The 22,298-nt window shown below is 39.5% G+C and carries 26 protein-coding genes and 1 riboswitch; of the genes, 12 read left to right on the forward strand and 14 right to left on the reverse strand.

Annotation, left to right across the window (positions count from 1 at the left end; all coding sequences use genetic code 11):
- Nucleotides 1–26: 26 nt before the first annotated feature.
- Complete coding sequence (locus FC32_RS02400; protein WP_025087358.1) at nucleotides 27–485, reverse strand: PTS sugar transporter subunit IIA; 459 nt, start codon at nucleotides 483–485, stop codon at nucleotides 27–29.
- An 18-nt stretch (nucleotides 486–503) separates the two neighbouring features.
- Nucleotides 504–1,571: an L-ascorbate 6-phosphate lactonase gene (gene ulaG / locus FC32_RS02405; RefSeq protein ID WP_025087359.1), complete on the reverse strand. Its 1,068-nt coding sequence runs from the start codon at nucleotides 1,569–1,571 to the stop codon at nucleotides 504–506.
- Nucleotides 1,572–1,793: 222 nt separating this feature from the next.
- On the opposite strand from ulaG, the gene FC32_RS02410 reads away from it, so the two are divergent.
- On the forward strand, nucleotides 1,794–2,561 hold the full coding sequence (locus FC32_RS02410; RefSeq protein ID WP_025087360.1) for a hypothetical protein: 768 nt from the start codon (nucleotides 1,794–1,796) through the stop codon (nucleotides 2,559–2,561).
- Nucleotides 2,562–2,580: 19 nt separating this feature from the next.
- Entirely contained in the window at nucleotides 2,581–3,345 is a 765-nt protein-coding gene (locus FC32_RS02415) for a DeoR/GlpR family DNA-binding transcription regulator (protein WP_025087361.1), read from the forward strand.
- A gap of 84 nt (nucleotides 3,346–3,429) precedes the next feature.
- Here FC32_RS02415 and FC32_RS02420 read toward each other — a convergent pair whose 3' ends face one another.
- From FC32_RS02420 to rsmG, 8 genes are all read right to left on the reverse strand, one after another.
- On the reverse strand, nucleotides 3,430–4,182 hold the full coding sequence (locus FC32_RS02420) for a DeoR/GlpR family DNA-binding transcription regulator (RefSeq protein ID WP_025087362.1): 753 nt from the start codon (nucleotides 4,180–4,182) through the stop codon (nucleotides 3,430–3,432).
- A 286-nt stretch (nucleotides 4,183–4,468) separates the two neighbouring features.
- A complete protein-coding gene (locus tag FC32_RS02425) occupies nucleotides 4,469–5,194 on the reverse strand; it encodes a DUF1129 family protein (protein WP_025087363.1) in 726 nt (241 codons plus the stop codon).
- A 44-nt stretch (nucleotides 5,195–5,238) separates the two neighbouring features.
- Nucleotides 5,239–6,339, reverse strand: coding sequence for a redox-regulated ATPase YchF (gene ychF / locus FC32_RS02430; protein WP_025087364.1), 1,101 nt, complete (start codon nucleotides 6,337–6,339; stop codon nucleotides 5,239–5,241).
- A gap of 22 nt (nucleotides 6,340–6,361) precedes the next feature.
- Nucleotides 6,362–6,553: a DUF951 domain-containing protein gene (locus FC32_RS02435; protein ID WP_025087365.1), complete on the reverse strand. Its 192-nt coding sequence runs from the start codon at nucleotides 6,551–6,553 to the stop codon at nucleotides 6,362–6,364.
- A 13-nt stretch (nucleotides 6,554–6,566) separates the two neighbouring features.
- The gene (locus tag FC32_RS02440; RefSeq protein ID WP_056957242.1) at nucleotides 6,567–7,445 is read right to left on the reverse strand and encodes a ParB/RepB/Spo0J family partition protein; all 879 of its coding nucleotides are present in this window, start codon (nucleotides 7,443–7,445) and stop codon (nucleotides 6,567–6,569) included.
- Nucleotides 7,435–8,202, reverse strand: a complete 768-nt coding sequence (locus FC32_RS02445) for a ParA family protein (protein WP_056957243.1) — start codon at nucleotides 8,200–8,202, stop codon at nucleotides 7,435–7,437. The genes FC32_RS02440 and FC32_RS02445 overlap by 11 nt, the downstream gene beginning before the upstream one ends.
- Nucleotides 8,203–8,213: 11 nt before the next feature.
- Nucleotides 8,214–9,041 (reverse strand): nucleoid occlusion protein, encoded by an 828-nt coding sequence (gene noc / locus FC32_RS02450; RefSeq protein ID WP_025087366.1) that lies wholly within the window; start codon nucleotides 9,039–9,041, stop codon nucleotides 8,214–8,216.
- A 3-nt stretch (nucleotides 9,042–9,044) separates the two neighbouring features.
- The gene (rsmG, locus tag FC32_RS02455) at nucleotides 9,045–9,788 is read right to left on the reverse strand and encodes a 16S rRNA (guanine(527)-N(7))-methyltransferase RsmG (protein WP_025087367.1); all 744 of its coding nucleotides are present in this window, start codon (nucleotides 9,786–9,788) and stop codon (nucleotides 9,045–9,047) included.
- Between the two features lie 136 nt (nucleotides 9,789–9,924).
- Here rsmG and FC32_RS02460 point away from each other — a divergent pair, with 136 nt between their 5' ends.
- The 6 genes from FC32_RS02460 to FC32_RS02485 all read left to right on the forward strand — a co-directional run bounded on the left by FC32_RS02460 (nucleotide 9,925) and on the right by FC32_RS02485 (nucleotide 14,519).
- The gene (locus tag FC32_RS02460) at nucleotides 9,925–10,680 is read left to right on the forward strand and encodes an alpha/beta hydrolase (protein ID WP_025087368.1); all 756 of its coding nucleotides are present in this window, start codon (nucleotides 9,925–9,927) and stop codon (nucleotides 10,678–10,680) included.
- A 16-nt stretch (nucleotides 10,681–10,696) separates the two neighbouring features.
- Nucleotides 10,697–11,341, forward strand: a complete 645-nt coding sequence (locus FC32_RS02465) for an HD domain-containing protein (RefSeq protein WP_025087369.1) — start codon at nucleotides 10,697–10,699, stop codon at nucleotides 11,339–11,341.
- 294 nt (nucleotides 11,342–11,635) lie between these two features.
- Entirely contained in the window at nucleotides 11,636–11,926 is a 291-nt protein-coding gene (locus tag FC32_RS02470; RefSeq protein ID WP_025087370.1) for a hypothetical protein, read from the forward strand.
- 232 nt (nucleotides 11,927–12,158) lie between these two features.
- Nucleotides 12,159–13,040 carry a metal ABC transporter solute-binding protein, Zn/Mn family gene (locus FC32_RS02475; RefSeq protein WP_056957244.1) on the forward strand — a complete coding sequence of 294 codons (882 nt, stop codon included), beginning with the start codon at nucleotides 12,159–12,161 and terminating at the stop codon, nucleotides 13,038–13,040.
- Between the two features lie 22 nt (nucleotides 13,041–13,062).
- Nucleotides 13,063–13,719, forward strand: a complete 657-nt coding sequence (locus tag FC32_RS02480) for an ATP-binding cassette domain-containing protein (protein WP_056957245.1) — start codon at nucleotides 13,063–13,065, stop codon at nucleotides 13,717–13,719.
- Nucleotides 13,719–14,519, forward strand: a complete 801-nt coding sequence (locus tag FC32_RS02485; protein WP_025087371.1) for a metal ABC transporter permease — start codon at nucleotides 13,719–13,721, stop codon at nucleotides 14,517–14,519. Before FC32_RS02480 ends, FC32_RS02485 begins: the two co-directional genes overlap by 1 nt.
- Nucleotides 14,520–14,605: 86 nt before the next feature.
- Here FC32_RS02485 and FC32_RS02490 read toward each other — a convergent pair whose 3' ends face one another.
- Nucleotides 14,606–14,866 carry a hypothetical protein gene (locus FC32_RS02490; protein ID WP_025087372.1) on the reverse strand — a complete coding sequence of 87 codons (261 nt, stop codon included), beginning with the start codon at nucleotides 14,864–14,866 and terminating at the stop codon, nucleotides 14,606–14,608.
- A 189-nt stretch (nucleotides 14,867–15,055) separates the two neighbouring features.
- Nucleotides 15,056–15,160, forward strand: a riboswitch (THF riboswitch).
- 56 nt (nucleotides 15,161–15,216) lie between these two features.
- Between FC32_RS02490 and FC32_RS02495 the strand changes: the two genes are divergently transcribed.
- From FC32_RS02495 to FC32_RS02505, 3 genes are all read left to right on the forward strand, one after another.
- On the forward strand, nucleotides 15,217–15,750 hold the full coding sequence (locus tag FC32_RS02495; protein ID WP_056957246.1) for a folate family ECF transporter S component: 534 nt from the start codon (nucleotides 15,217–15,219) through the stop codon (nucleotides 15,748–15,750).
- Nucleotides 15,751–16,028: 278 nt separating this feature from the next.
- The gene (locus FC32_RS02500) at nucleotides 16,029–16,133 is read left to right on the forward strand and encodes a putative holin-like toxin (RefSeq protein WP_025087373.1); all 105 of its coding nucleotides are present in this window, start codon (nucleotides 16,029–16,031) and stop codon (nucleotides 16,131–16,133) included.
- A gap of 163 nt (nucleotides 16,134–16,296) precedes the next feature.
- Nucleotides 16,297–16,401, forward strand: coding sequence for a putative holin-like toxin (locus FC32_RS02505; protein WP_025087374.1), 105 nt, complete (start codon nucleotides 16,297–16,299; stop codon nucleotides 16,399–16,401).
- Nucleotides 16,402–16,541: 140 nt separating this feature from the next.
- Here FC32_RS02505 and FC32_RS02510 read toward each other — a convergent pair whose 3' ends face one another.
- A complete protein-coding gene (locus tag FC32_RS02510; protein WP_025087375.1) occupies nucleotides 16,542–17,117 on the reverse strand; it encodes a uracil-DNA glycosylase family protein in 576 nt (191 codons plus the stop codon).
- 138 nt (nucleotides 17,118–17,255) lie between these two features.
- Nucleotides 17,256–18,386, reverse strand: a complete 1,131-nt coding sequence (gene serC / locus FC32_RS02515; protein ID WP_051533657.1) for a 3-phosphoserine/phosphohydroxythreonine transaminase — start codon at nucleotides 18,384–18,386, stop codon at nucleotides 17,256–17,258.
- 523 nt (nucleotides 18,387–18,909) lie between these two features.
- On the opposite strand from serC, the gene FC32_RS02520 reads away from it, so the two are divergent.
- The gene (locus FC32_RS02520; protein ID WP_025087377.1) at nucleotides 18,910–20,310 is read left to right on the forward strand and encodes a C40 family peptidase; all 1,401 of its coding nucleotides are present in this window, start codon (nucleotides 18,910–18,912) and stop codon (nucleotides 20,308–20,310) included.
- A gap of 196 nt (nucleotides 20,311–20,506) precedes the next feature.
- Here FC32_RS02520 and FC32_RS02525 read toward each other — a convergent pair whose 3' ends face one another.
- Nucleotides 20,507–22,276 (reverse strand): alpha amylase N-terminal ig-like domain-containing protein, encoded by a 1,770-nt coding sequence (locus tag FC32_RS02525; protein ID WP_025087378.1) that lies wholly within the window; start codon nucleotides 22,274–22,276, stop codon nucleotides 20,507–20,509.
- Nucleotides 22,277–22,298: the final 22 nt, after the last annotated feature.

The raw sequence follows: 22,298 nt of genomic DNA on the forward strand, positions 1-22,298 counted from the left end.
TCCTCCTTTTTATGAATAGTTGCTAATTAGAGATCATATTTCTCCATTATGGCAACATATTCGTCCATTGTTGTAACCTTTTTTAAATCATCGATCAAGCCATCTGTCATTAAAAGATCTGATAGATTAGCAATATTTTCCATATGTTGTTCTGAATCTTTAGCAGCTAACATAAAGAATAATTGCGCATTCTTTTCTGGATTACCTTCTTCAAAAGAAACTTCCCCCGGCAAGATCGTAAAGCCGATCCCTGTTCCTAAAACGCCTTCATTTTTTGAAGATGAGTGGGGCATCGCAACGCCAGGTACGATCACAATGTAGGGACCATATTCTTTAACGTCTGCGATCACTTGATCAACATATTGGTCGGTGATCAAATTATTTTGTTTCAACACCTCACCACTTAAGCGCATGGCTTCTTCCCAATCGCTTGGGACATGGTCGGCTAAAGCAACAAGGTTATTTTCATAAAAGTATCGTAACATCGCTAATGTCCTCCAATATTATAGGAATGATGGGAATGGAATATCGTTATCAGTTGAGAAGACATCATCAAAGCCACGATCAAACATGAATTCTAGGCGATCTTTGTCTTCTGGATAAGTAAATTTACCCCCAACTTGCCATACAAATGGTTTGAATTTATATTGTAAACGGTCTTTTCTTAATTTCCACAACTCTGTGATTTCCTTTGGATCAGCGTAGAAGTTGGTCCAAATATCATAGTGCACTGGGATCACAACGTTTGTCTTGAGTGATTCTGCCATACGTAAGATATCGATCGAAGTTACTTTATCTGTGATCCCACGTGGGTTTTCACCGTAAGCACCTAAGGCAACGTCGATCTTGTTTTCATTACCGTGTTTAGCAAACGCATTGGAGTAATGTGAATCAGCTGCATGGTAAAGATTACCACCGGATGTTTCAAAAATGTAGTTAACTGCGATTTGATCCATATCTTGTGGCATCTTGCCGGCTAATTTTTCTTCTGGATCATCAGCGGTAACTAACGCTGTGCGGTCAAAAGCTTCCATTGCTTTGATCGTTACGGAACCAACTTTAACTTCATCACCTGGTTTAACTACGATCAATTTTTCTTCCGGTACGCCCCATTTTTTCCAAGTTTCAACTACTTGCTTAGGTCCAATAAACTTAGCATCTGGGCAGTTTTCGTTAACTGCTGCTGCCGTATTGATATCTAAGTGATCGGAGTGAACGTGTGAAACACATAAAGCGTCAACACCTTTAATTGCAAATGGGTCGATCACAAATGGTTGGTTACGTAAGTTAGGTTGTAAGTTTTGGCAACCCGACATGCGCATCATTTGGTGACCTTTACGCATCTTACCACTGCCGTGTGATTGTTTCCCCGTACCACACCAGAGATCACATAAAATGTTAGTATCTTCGTGAGTCTTGAGCCAAATGCCGGTACAGCCTAGCCACCACATCGAAAACGAACCTTCTTTTACCTTTGTATCTGCAATTTCTTCATTTAAATATGTGCCCCATTCTGGAAATGTTGATAAGATCCAACTTTCACGTGACACATCATTGATTGTTTTTGCCATAAAAGTACTTCCTCCACTTCTTCTATTCCTTTTTCTTTACGTTTATAGAATAACACCATTGAAAGCGTTTTACACTATCTTTTTATGTTAATTTGTTACTTTTTATGTGAATTAACACAAATAACAGCAATTTTTAGCACTTTAAAAATAATTTATTGTGAATGTAAACGCTTTTTGTTATCATTTAATTAGAATATGTGAGAGAAAGGGGCTATTAAGACCATGAAAAATTTTTCGACTAACTTATTTTGGCGCACCTATCCATTGCTACGACGCCTAGGACTCTTAGTGATCTACCTAATTTTTGCAATTTATATTATTCACATTACAATTGACGCTACTGCACTGGGGGCAAAACTTATCTATGCAATTGGTGGTGGTATTGTGTTATGTGGCGCGTTATACTACGAGTATTTAAAGATACTTTATACTAAAATGACAACCGCTTTAACAATGCAAACCGATATTTTTGCCGCTAAAAAAGCACGAGCTGAACTGCTAAAAAGAGATGTTTTTAAGGGATTTAAAGGTTCTTTGATCATTTTTGATTCCTTATTATTAATGGATGAAGGTAAATATGAAGCTTGCCTTGCTCATATGGAAAAACACCGCAAGTTCTTCTTTGGCACACCAGACTATTTGTTCATCTATTGGCACAACCGCCTTTTATGCCATTATTTTTTGGACCAACCAGCTGAAATGCTTAAATGTGGCCAAAAACTGGCAGAGTTTAAACAAAGTGATCAACGAAAATTTAGTCCGCTCTTCTCATTTGATGAGATCGATGGCTTAATCGCTTCAGCTAATGGGCTACATCAAAAAGCGATCCGCTGTTTAGATAAGCTTTCCGTGGAACGCTTAAATGCGCGAGAAAGATCTTATTACTATTATATGTTGGCAACTGAATATCGGGCTTTAAACGATCAACAACAGGTCGGAAAATATCTCAAGTTGACACGTGAATATCAAAACACATTGACATTTGGTTGAGCAAAGGGGGCACATTAATGTGAAAAGTTCAAATCAAATCATCAAACAGCGACGAGATGAACTGACAACTTATTTAAAAAAGAGCCAAGTCGCCACGGTTAAGGAGTTAAGTGACTATTTAGGCGTCTCTGAAATGACGATCCGCCGCGACTGTGAGATCCTCGCTAAAATGGGGATCTTGGAACGCTCATTTGGTAAGATCAGCTACCTAAAACAAGCTGATGAACAAAGTAAAACAGATCCACTAAATAAAATAAAAGGAAAAATCGCTAAAGAGGCAAGCAACTACATCGACAACGGGCAAGTTATTTTCATCAATTCCAGTAACACGGCTGCTAAAACACTCGAATACCTTACGGAAAAAAGCATTACGGTCGTAACCAATAATTTGCAGGCTTTAAAATATCAAAAAAATGCCCGCTCTAACGTTTTGTTGACCGGGGGAGAAGTTAACTACCAAAAAGAAGTATTAATCGGTGATATTGCCTTTAATTCTTTCAATAGTATGCGTTCTAATGTAACTTTGATCGGCTGTAATGGGCTTGACGTCCAAACGGGCATTTCAACTTCGCAATTGAATGAAGCACGGATCAACCGCAAGATCATTGAAAATTCTGGCAAAGTTATCGTTTTAGCCGACTATACAAAAATCGGCAAAGTTTCTAATTTCACAGTCGGCAGTGTCACCGATGTTGATTTGTTGATCACTGATTCATTTGCCGATCCGAAAATGCTTGAAAAATTTGAAAATCACGGCGTCCAAGTAATTCAAGTCCCGATTTAACATAAATGATAATTTTTTTGCAAATAATAAAACACGAATAGTTCGCTGAAGATATCCGCAGCGGACTATTCGTGTTTTTAGCAATTATTTTTCAATTTTAGTGTAAGTTTGATAATGTTCTAACGTATCGGGCGAAACACTACTATTTGTGAGTAATACATCAACATTATATAAACTATAGAAGTTGTAAAAATCGTTACGGTTGAATTTATATTTATCCATAACAACGATTTTTTCTTGGGCATTATTTAATCCTAACGCCTCAGCTTGCCCTTCTTCGGCATTAGCACTCATCATACTGTCATTATTGACCCCATTTACGCCCACAAAAGCCTTGGTAAACTTAAGATCTTCTAGGACTTTGATCGTTAAACTCCCAATAAATTCCCCCGAGTGTTTGCGATAATTGCCCCCCACTAAGATCAACTCAGCGTTTGTCTTTTGCCAAGCTTCAAACACCGGTAAACTATTGGTCACCACGCGTAAACTATCGGGTTGTTCAACATAATCAACGATCAATTCTAGCGTTGTCCCAGCTCCAATATAGATCGTATCGCCCGCTTTGATCTTGGCGGCAGCTAACTTAGCAACTTCTCTTTTTTCAGCTAGATGTAGCTCTTTTTTCTGATTACGTGATAATTCTATCTCACCACTATTTTCAAGGCGTTGCGCGCCACCATGCAAGCGGATCAATTTCCCACTCTTATCTAATTCATCCAAATCACGTCGGATCGTCATATCAGAAACATTGAGCGCTTCGATCAATTCGCCTACAGTGACGATCTCTTTTTGTTCAACTATTTCAACGATTTTCAATAAGCGTTCTTTTTTTAACATCAGCTTGATCCTTTCATTTTTATTCACTTCAAATGATACCATATCCGCTCTTACAAACAAAAAAGACCAGAGAACAAGATTCTCTGGCTGAAGTTAAAAAGTCGCTATATCTTCCTGCTGATTACAGAAAGAAGGTATTAAGTAGGTCAATTATTTGACCCACACTCAGTCTAGCGGATATTTATACTTTCTTTCAAGTAAAAATCCACTTTTTTAACTATACCTTAAAAGAGTACGATCAACTATTATTTTTCACTAAAAAAGTGCCGCAAGCGACACTTTTTGCTTAAAACATTACACTTTGGTAATTGTATTTTTTCTTTAAATAACGCCGTACCAAGTAGGCACCTAAAGCTAAGATCGCATAAACGATCGGTTCCATCGTTCGGTTGATCGAAGCTGGAATAAAGGCAATGATCCAAAAGGCTACGACCCAGATTAAGATCAATTCTAAGGTAATCAAGATCGTTCTAAACCAACGCTTACGCCCTTTTTGTTTCCGAGCTTCAAACATACTCCGATAAAAGAAGGCTAACCCCACACCAGCGATCGTTGAGGTTGCAAGCAAGGTGATCCAGCCACCACTGAGTTCAGCTTGTTTTGGTGAGAACAAGCCCAATAGCGTGTACATGATACAAAACATCATAAACATGATCAAACCGTTATCCAAGGCTAAGATCCAAAACTTAGGCAAAGTCGTTTTCTGTTCTTCTTTTTTAGGTCCAGAAATGATCTCTTCGGCTCTTTCGGTCACTGTACCATAAAGCTTGGTAGCCACGACCCCTTGCTGTTGTTTATCTTTTAATTCTTGGTACATTTCAGTCAAGACTTGTTCTTTTTTCTCTGGATCATAGCCTTTTTCAGTTAAGGCTTTATTTAGGTGAAAAAGATAGTCTTCATTACGTTTTGTCAAGCCAGCAAAACGTCCATCTCGCATGGTCACTTGCACTTCTTTTGCGCGTGCCTGTTGTTTTTTTGCCGCATTTTCATTGCGTTTGCTGTTATCTGCCACGAAATCGTCCTCCCAACTGGAACTGTTACTTTAGGTGTTCTTGATTAAACATTAAATCTAAATTCAATAATATCGCCGTCTTGCACTTCGTAAGCTTTACCTTCAAGACGTAAACGACCAGCTTCTTTTACAGCTTGCATGCTGCCATATTTATCAAGGTCTGCAAAAGAGACTGTTTCAGCGCGAATAAAACCACGTTCAAAGTCGGAGTGGATCACACCGGCAACTTGGGGAGCTTTCATCCCTTGCTTAAAGGTCCAAGCACGTGTTTCTTTTCCACCAGCCGTAAAGAATGTTGCTAAGCCTAATAATTTATAAGATGCACGGATCAAACGATCAAGGCCAGATTCTGTTACGCCTTCCATTTCCAAGAATTCTTGTTTTTCATCGTCGTCCATTTCGGCAATCTCTTCTTCTGTCCGAGCACAAACAGCTAAAGCTTGTGAGCCTTCATTTCCCGCAAATTCTTTGATTTGTTGGTAGTACTTCGAGCTATCTGGATCAGCCATGTCTTCTTCGGCGATGTTAGCCACGTAAAGTACTGGTTTAGAAGTCAACAAGAACAAGCCTTTGACGATCTTTTGTTCATCTTCATTGAACTCAAGCGAACGCACTGGTTGTTCAGCTTCCAAGGCTGGCTTGATCTTCTTTAACACTTCAAATTCAGCCACGGCATCTTTATCTTTTGTCCGGGCCACTTTTTCAACGCGCGCATAGCGTTTATTGACCGAATCTAAGTCGGCTAAGACTAATTCTAAGTTGATCGTTTGGATATCTTCTAACGGATCGACTTTATTAGCAACGTGCGTAATGTTTTCGTCGTCAAAAGCACGGACAACATGCACGATCGCATCCACTTGGCGAATGTTTTCCAAGAACTTGTTTCCTAAACCTTCACCCTTGCTTGCACCTTTAACGATCCCCGCAATATCGGTAAATTCAAAGGTCGTATGGACGATTTTTTTAGCGGGGATGATTTCATTGATTCGTGCTAAGCGTGGATCAGGAACTTCGACCATCCCCACGTTAGGGTCGATCGTTGCGAAAGGATAGTTCGCCATTTCTGCGCCTGCTTTTGTGATCGCGTTAAATAATGTTGATTTACCAACGTTTGGTAAGCCAACGATACCTGCTGTTAATGCCATTTATCTATTCCACTCTTTCTTACTAATCTTCAGTATTTGCCTTTTGCAAAACTTTTTTCATCTTCTTATCAAACTCTTTGCGGGGCATCATGATCAAGCGCCCACATCCAGTACATTGGATCTTGATGTCCATTCCCATGCGAATGATCTCCCAGCGGTTGACCCCACATGGATGTGCTTTTTTCATTTCAACGATATCGTGTAATTCATACATAAGCATTCCTCACCTAGTCTAGTTGAATATCTAATATATCCAAAATCCGATTCAAATCATCTAACGACAAATATTGGATCTCGATCTTACCTTTTTTCGTCCGGGCATTACCCTTGATCGAAACACTAGTCCCAAAGCGCTTCTTCAGTAGTTCTTCGCTCTTTTTGAGATGCGGATCAAGCGCAACTTTTTTCTTAGTTGCTTTCTTTGGTTCACTTTCACTATTCAATTCACTGACTAATTGCTCTAACTGGCGCACCGTCAAGTTTTCGCGCACTGTCTTTTTAGCTAATTGTGGTAAATTCTTCTTATTTTTAAGTGACAACAAAGTTCTAGCTTGCCCCATCGAAAGGTCGCCCGCTTGCAACATCTCTTTGACTTCTGGCGGTAAGCTCAATAAACGTAAATAATTAGCGATATATGGCCGTGACTTACCTAAACGCTCTGAGACTTGCGCTTGCGTTAAGTGTAAGTTCTCCATTAAAGAATTATATGCTTGGGCTTCTTCTAAGGGCGTAAGATCTTCGCGTTGTAAGTTTTCTAAAACTGCAACTTCCATCATTTTTTCTTCATCAAACTCTCTTACAATTGCAGGAATCGTGGTCTTACCAGCGATTTTTGATGCCCGATATCTTCTTTCACCGGCGATCAATTCATAGCCCATCACACTTGAAGACCTGACAATGATCGGCTGAAAAACACCTTGTTGTTTGATCGAAGCAGCCAATTCATCCAGGGCTGCTTGATCAAATGTGCGCCGTGGTTGATAAGGATTGGAACGAATATCTTCAATTTTTAATTCCACAACTGCATCTTTAGCATCATCTGTTTCTTCAAAGTTTGAAAATAAGGCGTCTAAACCTCGGCCTAATGCTTTTTTCTTATTTGGCATTCGTCGCCAAAACCTCCCTTGCTAAAGCACTATACGCTAATGCTCCTTTAGATTTAGGATCATAATCCGCGATCGGCATCCCATAACTTGGCGCTTCCGATAATTTGATGTTACGTGGGATCACTGTTTCGTAAACCCGTTCACCAAAGTAGTTTTTGACTTCACTGACAACTTGATTACCTAAATTCGTCCGCGCATCAAGCATTGTCATCAAGACGCCTTCGATCTTTAACGCTGGATTATAATGTTTTTTCACTAATTTGATCGTATTGACCAATTGATTTAACCCTTCGAGGGCATAATATTCGCTTTGAACGGGGATCAAGATCGAGTCACACGTAGTAAAAGCGTTGATCGTCAATAGTCCTAACGAAGGGGGACAATCGAGTAAAATAAAATCATAATCATCACGTGATAACACTAACGCATCGGCCAAGCGTTTTTCACGCGCAAATTGTGAAGCTAATTCGATCTCGGCCCCAGAAAGACGGATCGTTGCGGGAACCACATCAAGTGTGGGACGCGTTGTTTTTAAAATAATTTCGTCCAATTCAACTTCATTAACTAAAACATTATAAATATCTTGGTTGATCTCACCTTTATCGACCCCGATCCCGCTAGTTGCGTTGCCTTGGGCATCCATATCGATCAACAACACTTTTTGGCCCATATCTGCTAAGCTAGCAGCTAAATTTACACTAGTTGTCGTTTTACCAACGCCACCTTTTTGATTGGCCAATGCTATGACTCTTCCCAAACTAACACCCCCTAGTCTTTATCGACCGGAATATCAATAATGATCCGATGAAAACCCTTAGTATCTTCTTCGGTCACGTTCACTTTGACCCCTGATTTTTCAACCATTTCAACGGTCTTTTTAAAAGTATTAACGACCACTTTTGGATCTGAAGTCACACTTTTGACAGCGCGCTTCTTTTTCTTGGCTACTTTAGGTTCTGTCAATTTCTTGATAGCTTCTTCAGTTTCTTTGACTGACCAACCATTTTCCGTGATCTGGGCTAAGAGCTCTAGTTGCTTTGTTTCATCATCAAGCGTCAGTAAGCTTCGTCCGTGACGTTCCGTGATCGTCCGGTCTAAGATCGCATCTTGGACGGCTTGTGGGAGTTTTAACAAGCGTAACTTATTAGCGACAAACCCTTGGCTTTTACCCAATTCTTTGGCGAGATGTTTTTGGGTCAGATCATTTAGCTTCATTAAATGATCGTATGCTTTAGCTTCTTCGATCGCCGTTAAGCCTTCACGGTGTAAGTTTTCAATGATCGCTAACGAAGCAGATTCTGAATCGCTCATTTCGCGGACGATCGCAGGAACCTTTTCGTAACCCAACTTAGTGACCGCACGAAAACGTCTTTCACCGGCAATGATTTCATATTGGTCATCGGCTAATTTACGCAAAACGATCGGTTGTAGTAACCCGTGTTCATAGATCGTATCAGCTAATTCGGCGATACTTTCGTCACTAAAGATCGTCCGGGGTTGATTTTGGTTAGGCACGATCTGACTTAATGGAATCTCTTGAACCCGATTTTTATCATTTGGTTCTTCTTTATTCTTTTTAAAAAATGAAAATGCCATCTTTTATTTCCTCCCTTGGGGTGCCTGTAAAGGTTGTTTCGCTGGTGTCCCTGGTTTACGTGGATACTTATTTGGAGTTGGTTTTTTCTTATCGATCACGATAATATGCCGTGTTTCATCGCTTTGTGGTAATGTTGTTTCAATATCTTCAACGATCTTCCCGCCTAAAGTTGCGACTGCGTACTTAGCGTCGGCCAACTCTTCTTGGGCTTTTTGTGCCTTTAAGGCAATGAAACGCCCACCTTGTTTTACTAATGGTAAGCAAAACTCACTTAAGACGCTTAAACGCGCTACCGCACGGGCCGTTACCACATCAAAGCTTTCCCGAAATTCACTTTTCTTAGCTGCAAATTCCTCTGCCCGCGCATGGTAAAAGTGGGTGTCAGTCAACGCTAACTTCTGGGCTAATTCTTCTAAAAATTTGATTCGCTTGTTCAATGAATCAACGATCGTCACGCGCAAATTAGGAAAAACGATCTTCATTGGGATCGAAGGAAAACCTGCGCCCGCGCCAACATCACAGATACTCAATTCTTTTGTTTGGAGATCTGTCACTTCAAGCGCTGGTAATAAGGAATCATAAAAATGTTTTAAGTAGACCTCATTTTGTTTCGTGATCGCTGTTAAATTGACATGTTCATTTGTTTGAACTAAAAATTCGTAATACGTTTGAAACTGTTGCATTTGTTGGTCGGTGAGTACTACACCTTTTTTAGCAACTGCTGCTCTGAATTCTTCTGGTGTCATCTAGTTCCCCTATCCAAATCTAATTGTGAAACATTGTTTTATTTCTATGTTTCACGTGCTATTATAATAGTAATTTATTTAATGGTGAAATACAAGTATCCGCCCCGTTAAATCAATAATTTTATCGTAGTTTGGAGTGAGCGTTATTTCCTCAAAAAATCTACTCGAATTGACCGAGCCAACAACACCACGTTACCCCAAGATCTACTCAGATCTAGTCTACGCGACTAAAGAGCACCAAAGCTTGACACTGACTTTGATGACTCCCCCAGTTTTACCAAACACTAAGCCCCATTTTCCCTTGATCGTTTGGGTACCTGATTTGGATGAGACTGGTACTTTACGTCCTGATGCGCGGTTCGCACAATTATTAACTTTGACTACTCGTGGCTATGCGGTCGCTTTAGTTTCTTACCGCCTTGACGATCAAACCCAAATGGTCAAAGATATCCACTCGGCAACGCGCTTTTTGTTGGATCATTCCTTTAAATACCACCTTGATCCTTACCGCTATCTTTTATTTGGGCAAGGACAAGGTGCCGATCTCAGCGCGCTTAGCATTTTTAATCAGGGACAACAAAGTTTCAATGACGAAGACGTCCGTCGTTCACCGTTGCGTTATCAAGGCGCGATTTTACTGGCACCGCGCACGCCCGACCAACTAGTTACCGCTACAACTACTGCGCCCAAAAAATTGCCACCTTTTCTCTTATTAGAAGCTAAACAAGAAAACGTCTCGCTTGCAGAGCTGGCGGAGGCTTTGACGAGTTTACAACCAAAAACAGCGCGTTATTGCTTCGATGAAGCTACGCGTACGTCTGATGCCTTTTTCACCCCATATAGTTTAGATCTACTGTTTGATTTTATTTCTGCTAGTTTTGCCAAAAAATGATAAGGAACGTGATCTCATGGATAAACAACAACAATTGACTGCAATCTACGACTTTACTGCCAGTAAATTAGGTAACGACCAAACTGGCCACGACATGGCACACATCAAACGGGTCGTTAAGATGGCTAAACAGCTAAACCAAGATAATTTAGGCGACCCATTCATTATTGAAGCAGCTGCCTTATTACATGATGTCATTGATGAAAAACTCTTTACTGACATTACCGCTGCTAAAGCTTCTGTCAAAGACTTTTTAACGCAGATCGCGGTCCCTGCAAAAACACAAACGGCGATCTTTGACATTATTTCCAACATGTCATTTGCGCACTCGCTTGAGAATCGTCCAACGTTAAGTCTTGAAGGTCAAATCGTTCAAGATGCCGACTGGTTAGATGCGATCGGTGCGATCGGAATTGCGCGGGCGATCTATTACGGCGCTAAACACCACGAGAAACTCTACGACCCAGCGATCTTGCCCCGCGAAAATCTCACCAAGGAACAATATCGTAATTTAGCCGATGAAACGATCATCAACCACTTTTATGAGAAACTTTTTAAAATAAAAGATCTGCTAAATACTGCTGCAGCTAAAGAAATTGCGACCCAAAGACAAGCTTTGATGCGCTCATTTGTGACTGCTGTGAAAGAAGAATGGGTTTAGTAATATAAATATTTATTGTTTATATTTTTTTAACCGTTTTATATATATTCCTTAAGTAAACGATTACCTTTTCTTTATAACGCGAGCATATACTATAACCATAAGCTAAAGCAAAGCATCACACAGGTGTAGTCCTATAGCTGAAACATTACCTGATAAGCCCCCCTTGCTTACAGGTAACATACTCCTTTTTTCCTCCGTAATTTTTTACGGGGGTTTTTTATTGCCCAAAATACTTTTTTTCTTGATATAATCAAAAGGCTTAGCAAAATCTTAGTGAAAGGAGGAGGGATGATGGAACGTCAAAACGATCCTTATCGTCATGCTTATCTTAAAGCCAAAGCCACTACTAACGGAGTTATGCATGCATTATTCAACTGGTATTTGATCATCACTTTGATCAATTTAGTTATTATTAGTCTTTTTCTATGGCTTTGGAATCCGATCGGCAAATTAAATGAGTTGCTCAACCAAACGACAACGACCGAACAAACGCTCAAATCTTCGAGCAGTCAAAGTAGCAGCAATTCAAGTAGCACTGAAACTAGTGATGAGACTGACTTTTACGAAGCACCAACCGAATAAGATCTCACTTAATAAAAGACGAAGGGCGCATCCCTTCGTCTTTTTAGATAAGTTGTAATTTTTTTAAAGCGTAATGAACCTAAATTTTGGGGCTAAATAACGTGATTTTTTACTTTCGCTTAATCGTAATCCCTTGATTTGACGCCATTTTTAGGGTTGACAGTTCATTTTGCAAACGTTAGTATTTTTAATGGTAATCATTACAATTTAACAGAGAGGAATTTATTCAAAAATGACGAAAAAGTTACGCAACTTTCTTTTATTCGCTAGCGCTTTGCTAGCATGCTTTAGTTTCTCAAGTCTCAAAAATACGGTCCAAGCTGCCAGTGACCAAATCAATGTCGTTTCGACGCTTGATTTTTACGGCGAAGTTGCCGAAGCAGTTCTAGGTGATCACGGCAAAGTCACTTCATTGATCACTAGTTCTAGTGTTGATCCCCATGATTTTGAGCCAACTACTAAAACAGCTAAAACCGTCGCCAAAGCTGACTTAGTGATCTACAATGGTGCCGGTTATGACGATTGGGTAACTAAATTGAATCCTAAAAAGACCCTTTCCGTTGCAAGCTTGATGAACGTCAAAGATGGCGACAACGAACACGTTTGGTATGATCCCGAAACAATGTCAAAATTAGCTGATCGTTTAGTAACAGAATTTTCAAAATTGCAGCCTGAAAACAAGGCTACTTTCAAGAAAAATGCCGCTAAATATAAAAAAAGTTTAACGAAACTAACGACGCTACTAGACAAAATCAAGAAAAACAGTAATAATCAAAAAGTCGCAGTCTCTGAACCTGTTTTTGATTATTCCTTACAAAAGATGGGTTATAAGATCTCAAATACACACTTTGCCCAAGCTACTGAAGAAGGTAGCGACCCATCTTACTCCGATATTCGGAAATTGCAAAATGACATCAAAAACAAAAAGATCGCTTTCTTTGTGCAAAACACTCAAAGCGATAGTTCTGTGATCAAAAACATCGTTAAGTTATGTAAAAAATATGGTGTTCCGGTCGTAAAAGTCACCGAAACTTTACCTAAAGGAAAAACTTACGTAACTTGGCTTCAAAGTGAATATCAAGCGGTCTTAAAGGCCCAAAGCAGTTCAAAATAAAAGTAGAGAGAAGCGTTAAGCTATGAAACCGATCCTTACCGTCCAAGAGTTAGATCTTGTGATCCCTAATCGGACCCTTTTTTCAAAGTTATCCTTTGAGATCCCTCAAGGGGCTTTGACGTGCATCACCGGCGAAAATGGTGTTGGTAAAACAACGTTAGTCAAACATCTCTTGCAAGATCTGACTAGCAATTACACCGCCCACACCCATTTTGCTGTTTCACGTGATGAAGTTCAATATGTTCCCCAACATCGTAGTATCGATGATGAATATCCGTTATGTATTCGTGATTTCGTTGCGTTTGGGTTAAAGAAGCGTTCTTTTTTCAGACATAAAAAAGAAAACGAAGCTAAATTAGCTCAAATTCTCGCAGAAACAAAACTCACGCAGATCCAAATACAACCGCTAGGACGTGCTTCGGGGGGCGAAAAACAACGGGCTTATTTAGCGCAAGCCTTATGTGCTGACCCTAAATTATTGATCTTAGATGAAGCAACGGCTAGCCTTGATACGACCAATAAACACGAGCTCTTGCGCTTGCTTAAACAAGTCATGCAACAACACGGCTTGACGATCTTGTTTATCACCCATGATCCTGAGTTGATCGAAATGTATGCTGATTACGAATTGCATCTAGAAAATCAGAGGGGTACTTTGATCAGTAAGGAGGCTAAATAATGTTTGATTATGATTTTATGCGCTATGCTTTTATCGCTGGCGTCTTTATCGCCTTGATCTGTAGTGTGATGGGAACGTTTGTCGTTGCTAGACAGACGTCATTTTTCACCCATACCTTATCTGAAATTGGCTTTTCGGGGGCTTCATTTGGGATCTTCATCGGGATCTCGCCTTTAGCGGGGATGTTACTTTTCACAAGTGCCAGCGCCTTGTTGATCGGTCTTTCCGGTGAACGTTTAGGCCGACGTGAAGCTTCGATCAGTGTCTTTTCTGGGATCTTTTTAGGGCTAGGGATCTTATTTTTATCCCTGTCAGATAAGCAAGCTAATTATGCGACAAGCATCTTGTTTGGGAGTATTGTTGGGATCGATCAAAGTGATATTGAAGTGTTAGTCGCTTTAAGTATCTTTTTGCTTGTGATCATCACCTTGTTATTCAAGCGTTTAGCGTATAATTCCTTTGATTCACAAGGGGCACAATACAACCAGCGCTTAAACAAAACGATCTCGATCATCTTTTTAGTGATGCTCGCGCTAACGATCAGTATCACTGCCCAAATCGTGGGGGCATTATTGATCTTTGTACTTTTGACGATCCCAGCTTCGGCAACTAAGTACTTTGCCCATCGTTTACACCAAATGATCATCTTAAACTTTATTTTCATCCTCTTTGGTGTTTGGTTTGGCTTATATCTTAGCTACTTGACCGATTGGCCGGTCAGCTTCTTTATTACTGTGATCGAAGCCTTGATCTACGGAGCAGCATTATTAAAAGAACATATTGCTAACCATCAAAAATAATTTTCGCTAACAATAGTTAGGATAAATAAAAGACTCACGTCAAAAAATGCGACGTGGGTCTTTTATTATTAAGTCCCCCAATCCCACTAGGCAAATGGAATACCACCTAATTTGGCATATTTACTGATCAGTCGTGCATTGTTATTGAGTATTCTTTCATTATTCTTTTTTTCAGCTTCAGTAAATCCCTCACTATAGAGATTTTCTTTACTCGATAAAATATATCTTGCTTCCTTGAATCCCCAATCACAGGGGTGTTCAAAATGGACAAAAATCGTACCATCTTCTAATTCTTGTGAATAAGTTACAATTAGAGTTCCTGAAAATTCGGCATATGGATATAACATTAATTTCACTCCCAAACTTTTTCACGATGCTGCCCTTATTATAGAACTAACAACTGCTAATTAATACTTATTTTGAAGGACGATCAAGTTAATGTTTAGTAGCAAACAAAATATTAGACAGATATTTTTTCTTATTGTTCGTGTTTTACCAGTAGATTTATTAGGTAATAAATGCTAAAATCAACGCTTGTAGGGGTAGGAATTTATGCGTTACGGGCTTGTGGAACGGAATGTGAACACAGGCAGAAAGCTAAACCGTCATTTTAGCTGCGTGTATCTTCCGCATTCACCAATAATCTAACCATTGCTGGTGCTTGTCTCCCCCCAAAAATTTTAGGGAGATGTTTTTTATGACGAATTTAACTTGGAGAAGTCCTAAACTCAACACAAGAACGATCACACTTGCGGCGATGTTGATCGCATTGCAAACCGTTTTAAGCAAGTTATCGTTTGGTTCGGATTCAATGGTAAAGATCGGGATCGGCTTTATCGGCACAACTTTGATCGGGTACTACCTTGGCCCTTGGCTTGGTGGGATCTCACTTGTTTTAGCCGATTTGATCAAGAGTACGATCTTTGCGACAGGTAGCACATTTTTTATCGGTTATACCTTTAGTGCTTTTATCTCTGGCGTGATCGTTGGTGCATTTTTATATCAACAAAAAATCACCTGGCAACGTTTAGCGATCTACCAATTCGTGCAGATCCTTGTGTCTAATATCTTCTTCAATACGTTATGGATCTATTTGATGTATCATACACCAGTTTGGGCGCTCTTAAGCGTCCGCGTGCCAAAAAATGTTATTATGTGGCCGATCGAAGCAATTATCAGTTTTATGATCTTACGTGCTGTTTCACGGTTTGACACCCGGATCAAGCATTAATTATTTTGTAAAATAAATAGGCTAGGAAAAACTAGCTTAAATCAAAAATCCCTGAGCAAATTTCGCGAAAATGAACTTTGCTCAGGGATTTTTCTATTGATCAGTTATCCGAAAAATAATGTTTAGATTATGTATCTATTATTTTTCATATTTGTTTAACAAAAGAGATGCTACAATTATTGTTGGAAAAGTTGAGATGGTGTCTACCGGACCCAAAGGACGTGATGCTTATGGTATAAAAGCTATGAAATCAAACTCTAAGGGAAAGGAGCATTTACGTGTCTGTTACAGATGCGTTGCAACTGATGCTGGCATTCGGCTCTTTTGTCGTTATGTTGATCGCATTAGTTGTCGAGTTGATCAAAGCGATCAATAAAAAATAAACCATCCCTAACTTTGATGAGTAGGATGGTTTAAAATAACCTAATAAATTGTCCGGAAGTCGCCGTCTTTAACGGTTCCGTGGGGAAGTGTTTCCAGCACTTCCCCTTTCTTTTTTCATTGTAGCACTTTACTAGTGATATATTCAAGCCAAAGCGCGCTTTCGTGTCTGTTGCAGATGCGTTGCAACTGATGCTGGCATTCGGCTCTTTTGTCGTTATGTTGATCGCATTAGTTGTCGAGTTGATCAAAGCGATCAACAAAAAATAAACCATCCCTAACTTTGACGAGTAGGATGGTTTAAAAACAATTAATAAAACGTCCGGAAGTCGCCGTCTTTAACGGTTCCGTGGGGGAGTGTTTCCAGCACTTCCCTTTTTCTTTTTTCATTGTAGCACTTAGCTAGTAGCTTATTCAAGTAAGTCAGCCACTCGTTTTTGTAATTCGGGGATAACATCTTTTTCAAACCATGGATTTTTTTGTAACCATAACCGATTTCTGGGTGAAGGATGAACTAACGGAAAGTATTTTGGCAAATAATCATGATAATTTTTGACTGTTGTTTTCAACGTTTCTTTCGTTGGACGTTTCAAATAGTGCTTCACCGCATAACTGCCCACTAAGATGATCAATTCAAGCTCTGGCATTTGTGCCAATAACTGCGGATGCCACTTTTGCGCAAAGCCTTTACGCGGTGGTAGATCTCCTGCACGTCCTTTTCCCGGAAAATAAAAGTCCATTGGCAAGACCGCAAATTTGCCCGAATCATAAAATTCTTGCCGTGAAACCCCAAGCCATTTTCGTAAATTATCACCACTGGGATCATTCCAAAATAAACGCGTATCTTGGGCTTTTTGCCCTGGAGCCTGCCCTACGATCAAGATCTTAGCCGTCTTTGGTGCGGTATACAAGGGATCGATCCCGTTTTTAGTATAACTTGCATTTTGGGGATCTTGTTTGATCGCTTCAAAAATATCTTCTGTCATGTTGTCTCCTTTCTTAGTTCTAACGTAAAACGGCCCACCTAAGCGCATGGGCACTAGGTGAGCTTCGCTTATTGATTGCACTTAAAATGCTCTTACTCAAGCTTTAAGTGGCCCCTGCCAAGGAACTTTATTCTAACACTAAGCATCCATTTTTTTAAGGGAAATGTTAAACATCGGCTTGTGGGCACTTTCAAATTTTTGCAAACATTGTACTAGGGCTTTGACACCTTCAAGTGGAAAGGCATTATACATACTTGCCCGCATTCCTCCAGCTAAAACATGTCCCTTTAAATTCTTGAGGCCCATTTCATCAGCTTGAGCGATAAATTTTGCATCTAACGTCTTATCCCCGGTCGTAAAGGGCACATTTGTCAAAGAACGATCTGCTTGATTTGCCGTAGCGTAGAAAAGCTTTGAATTGTCTAACATGTCGTACAAAATGCCTGTTTTTTCTTCGTTTTGAGCTTGCATTTGCTTTACGCCACCTTGTTGTTTGAGCCACTTAAAAACTAAGCCGGCCGCATAGATCGGAAAGACTGGAGGCGTATTTAAATTTGAATCTTCCTTGATCAGTTTGACATAATCCAACATTGAAGGCAGATCTTGGTCTTGGTCAAGTAAATCTTCTTTAACGACTACTAGCGTTAAGCCAGCCGGTCCGATATTTTTTTGCGCACTAGCATACAACAAGCCATACTTAGAAACGTCATGTTGATAGCCTAAAATATTTGAAGAAATATCACCGACAACCGTTTGCCCGCCTAAGTCAGGTAATTTTCGATACATCGTTCCTTCAATCGTGTTATTGATCGTTAAATGAACGTAATCATATTCTTTTTCGAGTTTTATGTCATGTGGCAATGTCGTATAGTTACTCTTCTTGCCTGTGGCCACCACATCAACTTTTCTATCGGTCAATAAATGCGCATCATCAATTGCTGTTTGTGACCAATGTCCCGTATCAATAAAGGCGATTTGCTTGGTCTTACGTGCTAAATTTAACGGAACGGTCGTAAATTGAAGTGAAGCTCCCCCTTGTAAAAATAAGATCTTGTAGCCAGCAGGGATCGCCAAAAGATCACGAAAATCATTTTTGGCCTCTTGAAACATTTCCGCATATAGCTCAGAGCGGTGACTGATTTCCATCACGCTCATCTCACTATTTTTATATGAGACCAATTCTTTTTGGATCTGCGCCACTACTTCAGGGGGCATCATAGCTGGGCCAGCAGAAAAATTGTAAACTACCAAATCATTACCTTCTTTCATTACCTAAAATTAGTATCATTTAATTATAAAGTTATTTAATTAGATAACAAAAGTCAATATAATCCCTGTTTTTAAAAAGATATTTAACCTTTTAGCTCACTTTTACATTAAAAATATTTAATGTAAACATTAATTAACGGTTATTTAATATGTTTGTAACAACATTTGCAGGCATGTACCAAAATTATCAGCGAAACCTAAATAACTGTAACGCATTTACCATTTTGCATTTTTTGTAACATTTTTGTAACAACAAAAGTAATTTAGTGCTTTATCTGAATAAAAAATATGGCGATTTTTCCTTGCTATAGCAGGCTTAAATTATATTTCAAGAGGTTTACCAAATCTTAACATTTTAATTTTCCCCTATATTTTCAAGCCTTATCCGCTCTTTGTTACAAATCGTGGTAAAATGTAATCTTTTTTGCATTAGGTTGCAATATAAATGGATTAAAATAAATGTATCAGTCGAATTGAAGTTAGTCGTTATATTTTAAAAATATTTTAGGAGTGAAATTTTATTTTGAAACATACAGCAAAAAACATCTTAGTCGGTACAATCGGAGCAGCAGGTTTATTCTTAGCATCTACAGCTACAGCAAATGCCGACACAACACATACAGTTGCTAAAAACGATACAGTTTGGGATCTTTCTCAAAAATACGGTGTTTCGATCCAATCCATCGAAAAATTAAACAACATTGACCAAAACACACACTTGATCGTGACAGGTCAAACTTTGAAAGTTCCAGCAAGCAACTCTTCTACAGAAAATACTTCTAGCGAAGAAAACACATCTGCTGACACAGAAAACACAACTGACGTAACTGTACAATCTGGTGATACTCTTTGGGATTTAGCTCAAAAATATGGTACAACAGTTGCAAAATTACGTGAATTGAATGGTTTATCTGCTGATACAACTCTTATCTACCCAGGTAAGGTATTGAAGGTCAACGGTACAGCTCAAGCTACACAAAGCACAACAACTGCTACAACTACAACAGCTGACCAAACAACAGCAGCTACAACACAAGACACAACTGCTCAAGATACAACAACTCAAGCTACACAAGATACAACAGCTCAACAAACAACACAAGAAACTCAAACACCACAAGTTACAGTTTCTGCAAATCACACAACTTACACAGTTCAAGCTGGCGACTCACTTTACTCAATCGCTCAAGCTTACGGTGTAACGGTTGATTCTCTTCGTTCAGCTAACACTTTGGGTGCTACATTAGCAGTTGGTCAAACATTGACAATCAACGATCCAACTAAGGATCCTTCTGCTACACAACAAGCTACACAAGACACAACAGCTCAAACACAAACAACACAACAAGCTGCTCAAGATACAACGGCTCAACAAACACAACAACAACAAGCTACACAAAACACAACAACAACACAATCGCAACAAACACAACAAGCTGCTCAAAGCACAACAACAACACAATCACAACAAACACAACAAGCTGCTCAAAGTACAACAACAACACAATCACAACAAACACAAGCTACACAAAGTACACAACAAACTACTACAACTACAACAGCTTCATCTGTTAGCGGTAGTGCAATCGCAGCATATGCGCAAACATTTATCGGTGTTCCTTACGTTTGGGGTGGTACAACACCATCAGGCTTTGACTGCTCAGGTTTAACACAATACGTTTACGCACACTTTGGTAAGCAAATTGGTCGTAACACAATTGCCCAAGAATCAGCTGGTACACGTATCCCTGTAAGCCAAGCACAAGTTGGTGACTTATTATTCTGGGGTTCGGCAGGTTCAACATACCACGTAGCTATCTACTTAGGTGGTAACAGCTACATCGCTGCTCCAGAACCAGGTCAATCAGTCAAGGTTGGTAACATGGCTTACTTCATGCCATCATTTGCGGTACACGTAAACTAATTTACTTAGGTTAAATTCTTTATTGACCGCTAGATTTAGATAATTATTTAAAAGACCCTGAAATGGCTTAAGCCTATATTTCAGGGTCTTTTTTACGCTCTTGAAATTTCTCTAAGTGCTTTTCTAGCGTATATAAGTCAATAAAAAAGAAGCTGTAAGTTTGTAGCAAAACTTATGGCTTCTCTTTTTTTATAGTTTACAATTCAACGATTGCAAAGCCATACTGACCTAAACGACTATCGCCTTCAACTAAATTTTGTCCTAATAATAATTTACACTTCGGTGGTAACACGATCTTAATGCTTCCATAGCCTAAGTTAAAGAGTGCAAAGATGCGAGTAGAGCCTAATTTGCGACTAAAGCTCAAGTAAGAATGCTTGTTACTGCATTGTCCCCATTCAAAGGTCCCTTCACTTAAAACTCGGTTGTATTTATGCCGAGTAGCGACTAAGGTCTTGATAAATCTTTGCATCTCATCACTACGCTTGTTATCTTTCCATGACATGCAAGGCTGTAAAGCCGGTTCATCGCCGTCAGCCAAGCCTTTTTCAGTTCCATACAAAATACTTGGTGATTCAGATTGCATAAACATGAAGGTCAAGATCGCACGTAACAATGGTAAATTATTCGAACTTTTAGCCAAGATCCGTTTAGTCTGTGGACTATCGGCTGCTAAAAGTGAGGCTGATAATTCACTGATCTTAGCACGTAATTGATGCTCATTTAAGGCATACGCTAATTCAGTTGGAGGTACACTACGTTCAATAAATGTCCGTTCGACTAATTCACGCACATCAATCGAATTATTCCCTGCAAAAACATTATCGTGCTCAGCTTTTTTCGCAATCGTATTACCTAACAGGTAGATTTCAGGGTTGATTGCTTTGAGTGTTTCATTTAAATAACGTTTAAAGGCCACTGACATTTCGTTTGAATCTGCAATACTCCAACCATCAATGCCAAAGTTTCTAGTCCAATAAGTTAAAATATCACCAAAATAGGCTTGAACTTCAGGATTATCTAAATTCACTTTTGGCATGTGCGGATTATTATTTAATGCTTCATAGGTCAAACGCTCGGAATAATTAGGTGATTCACTTGGTAAATAACGCACCGGAAATTCATTGACCAAGAACCATTTCGCAAAGGTCGAACGTACGCCATACTTGCGGACATCTTGCCATTGTAACGAAAAATCATTTAAATGGTCGCACGTAATGTCTAACATGATCTTCATTCCACGTTGATGGATCGCTTCGATCAATTCCTTGAATTTTTCCTTAGTCCCAAAGGCTGGATCGATCTCATAGTAATCGATCGTATCAAATTTATGATTAGAGTAGGCATCAAACACCGGTGTGAGATAGATACCGTTAAAACCCATGTTTTGGATGTATTCTAAATTATCTAAGATCCCTTGCAGATCTCCACCAAAGAATTTGGCTTTTTCGGCTGGTTGTCCCCATTCTAAGAGATCTTTAGGGTCTTGGCGTTGATCACCATTGGAAAAACGATCGGGCATGATTCGATACCAGATCATACTTTTTGACCATTTAGGCGCAGCCAAGCTTTCGTCTAAAACAAGATAAGGCGTCAAAAAGCCGGTGATCTCCTTAACTGCTTTAGGCGTATAGACTTGCATCAAATTGGCATCATATAACAGTTCGTTTCCTTCACGATCAAGTAAATGAAAGGCATATTTTAATTTGCGTGACTTTGGGATCGGTAAAATAACGCTCCAAACATCGTAAGTTCCATTTTGCAAGCGTTTGTTCATTTCCAGGGTCTCGTACTCCCATTCACTTTCTTTACCTGAATTAGCAAGTAACATTTGGGGCGCACCGAAAATCACCCGCACGCGGGTAATATCACGGTGTTTGGTCTTCAATTGAAGCTGATAGTGATTATTATCCGCCATACACGCCATTTCACTTGCGGGGCGGTGATAAATTGCCGATCTTTCCATGTAAACCTTCCTTACTTAAAAG

The sequence above is a fragment of the Ligilactobacillus apodemi DSM 16634 = JCM 16172 genome, assembly GCF_001434405.1.
In the GTDB taxonomy this organism is placed as follows: Bacteria; Bacillota; Bacilli; order Lactobacillales; family Lactobacillaceae; genus Ligilactobacillus; species Ligilactobacillus apodemi.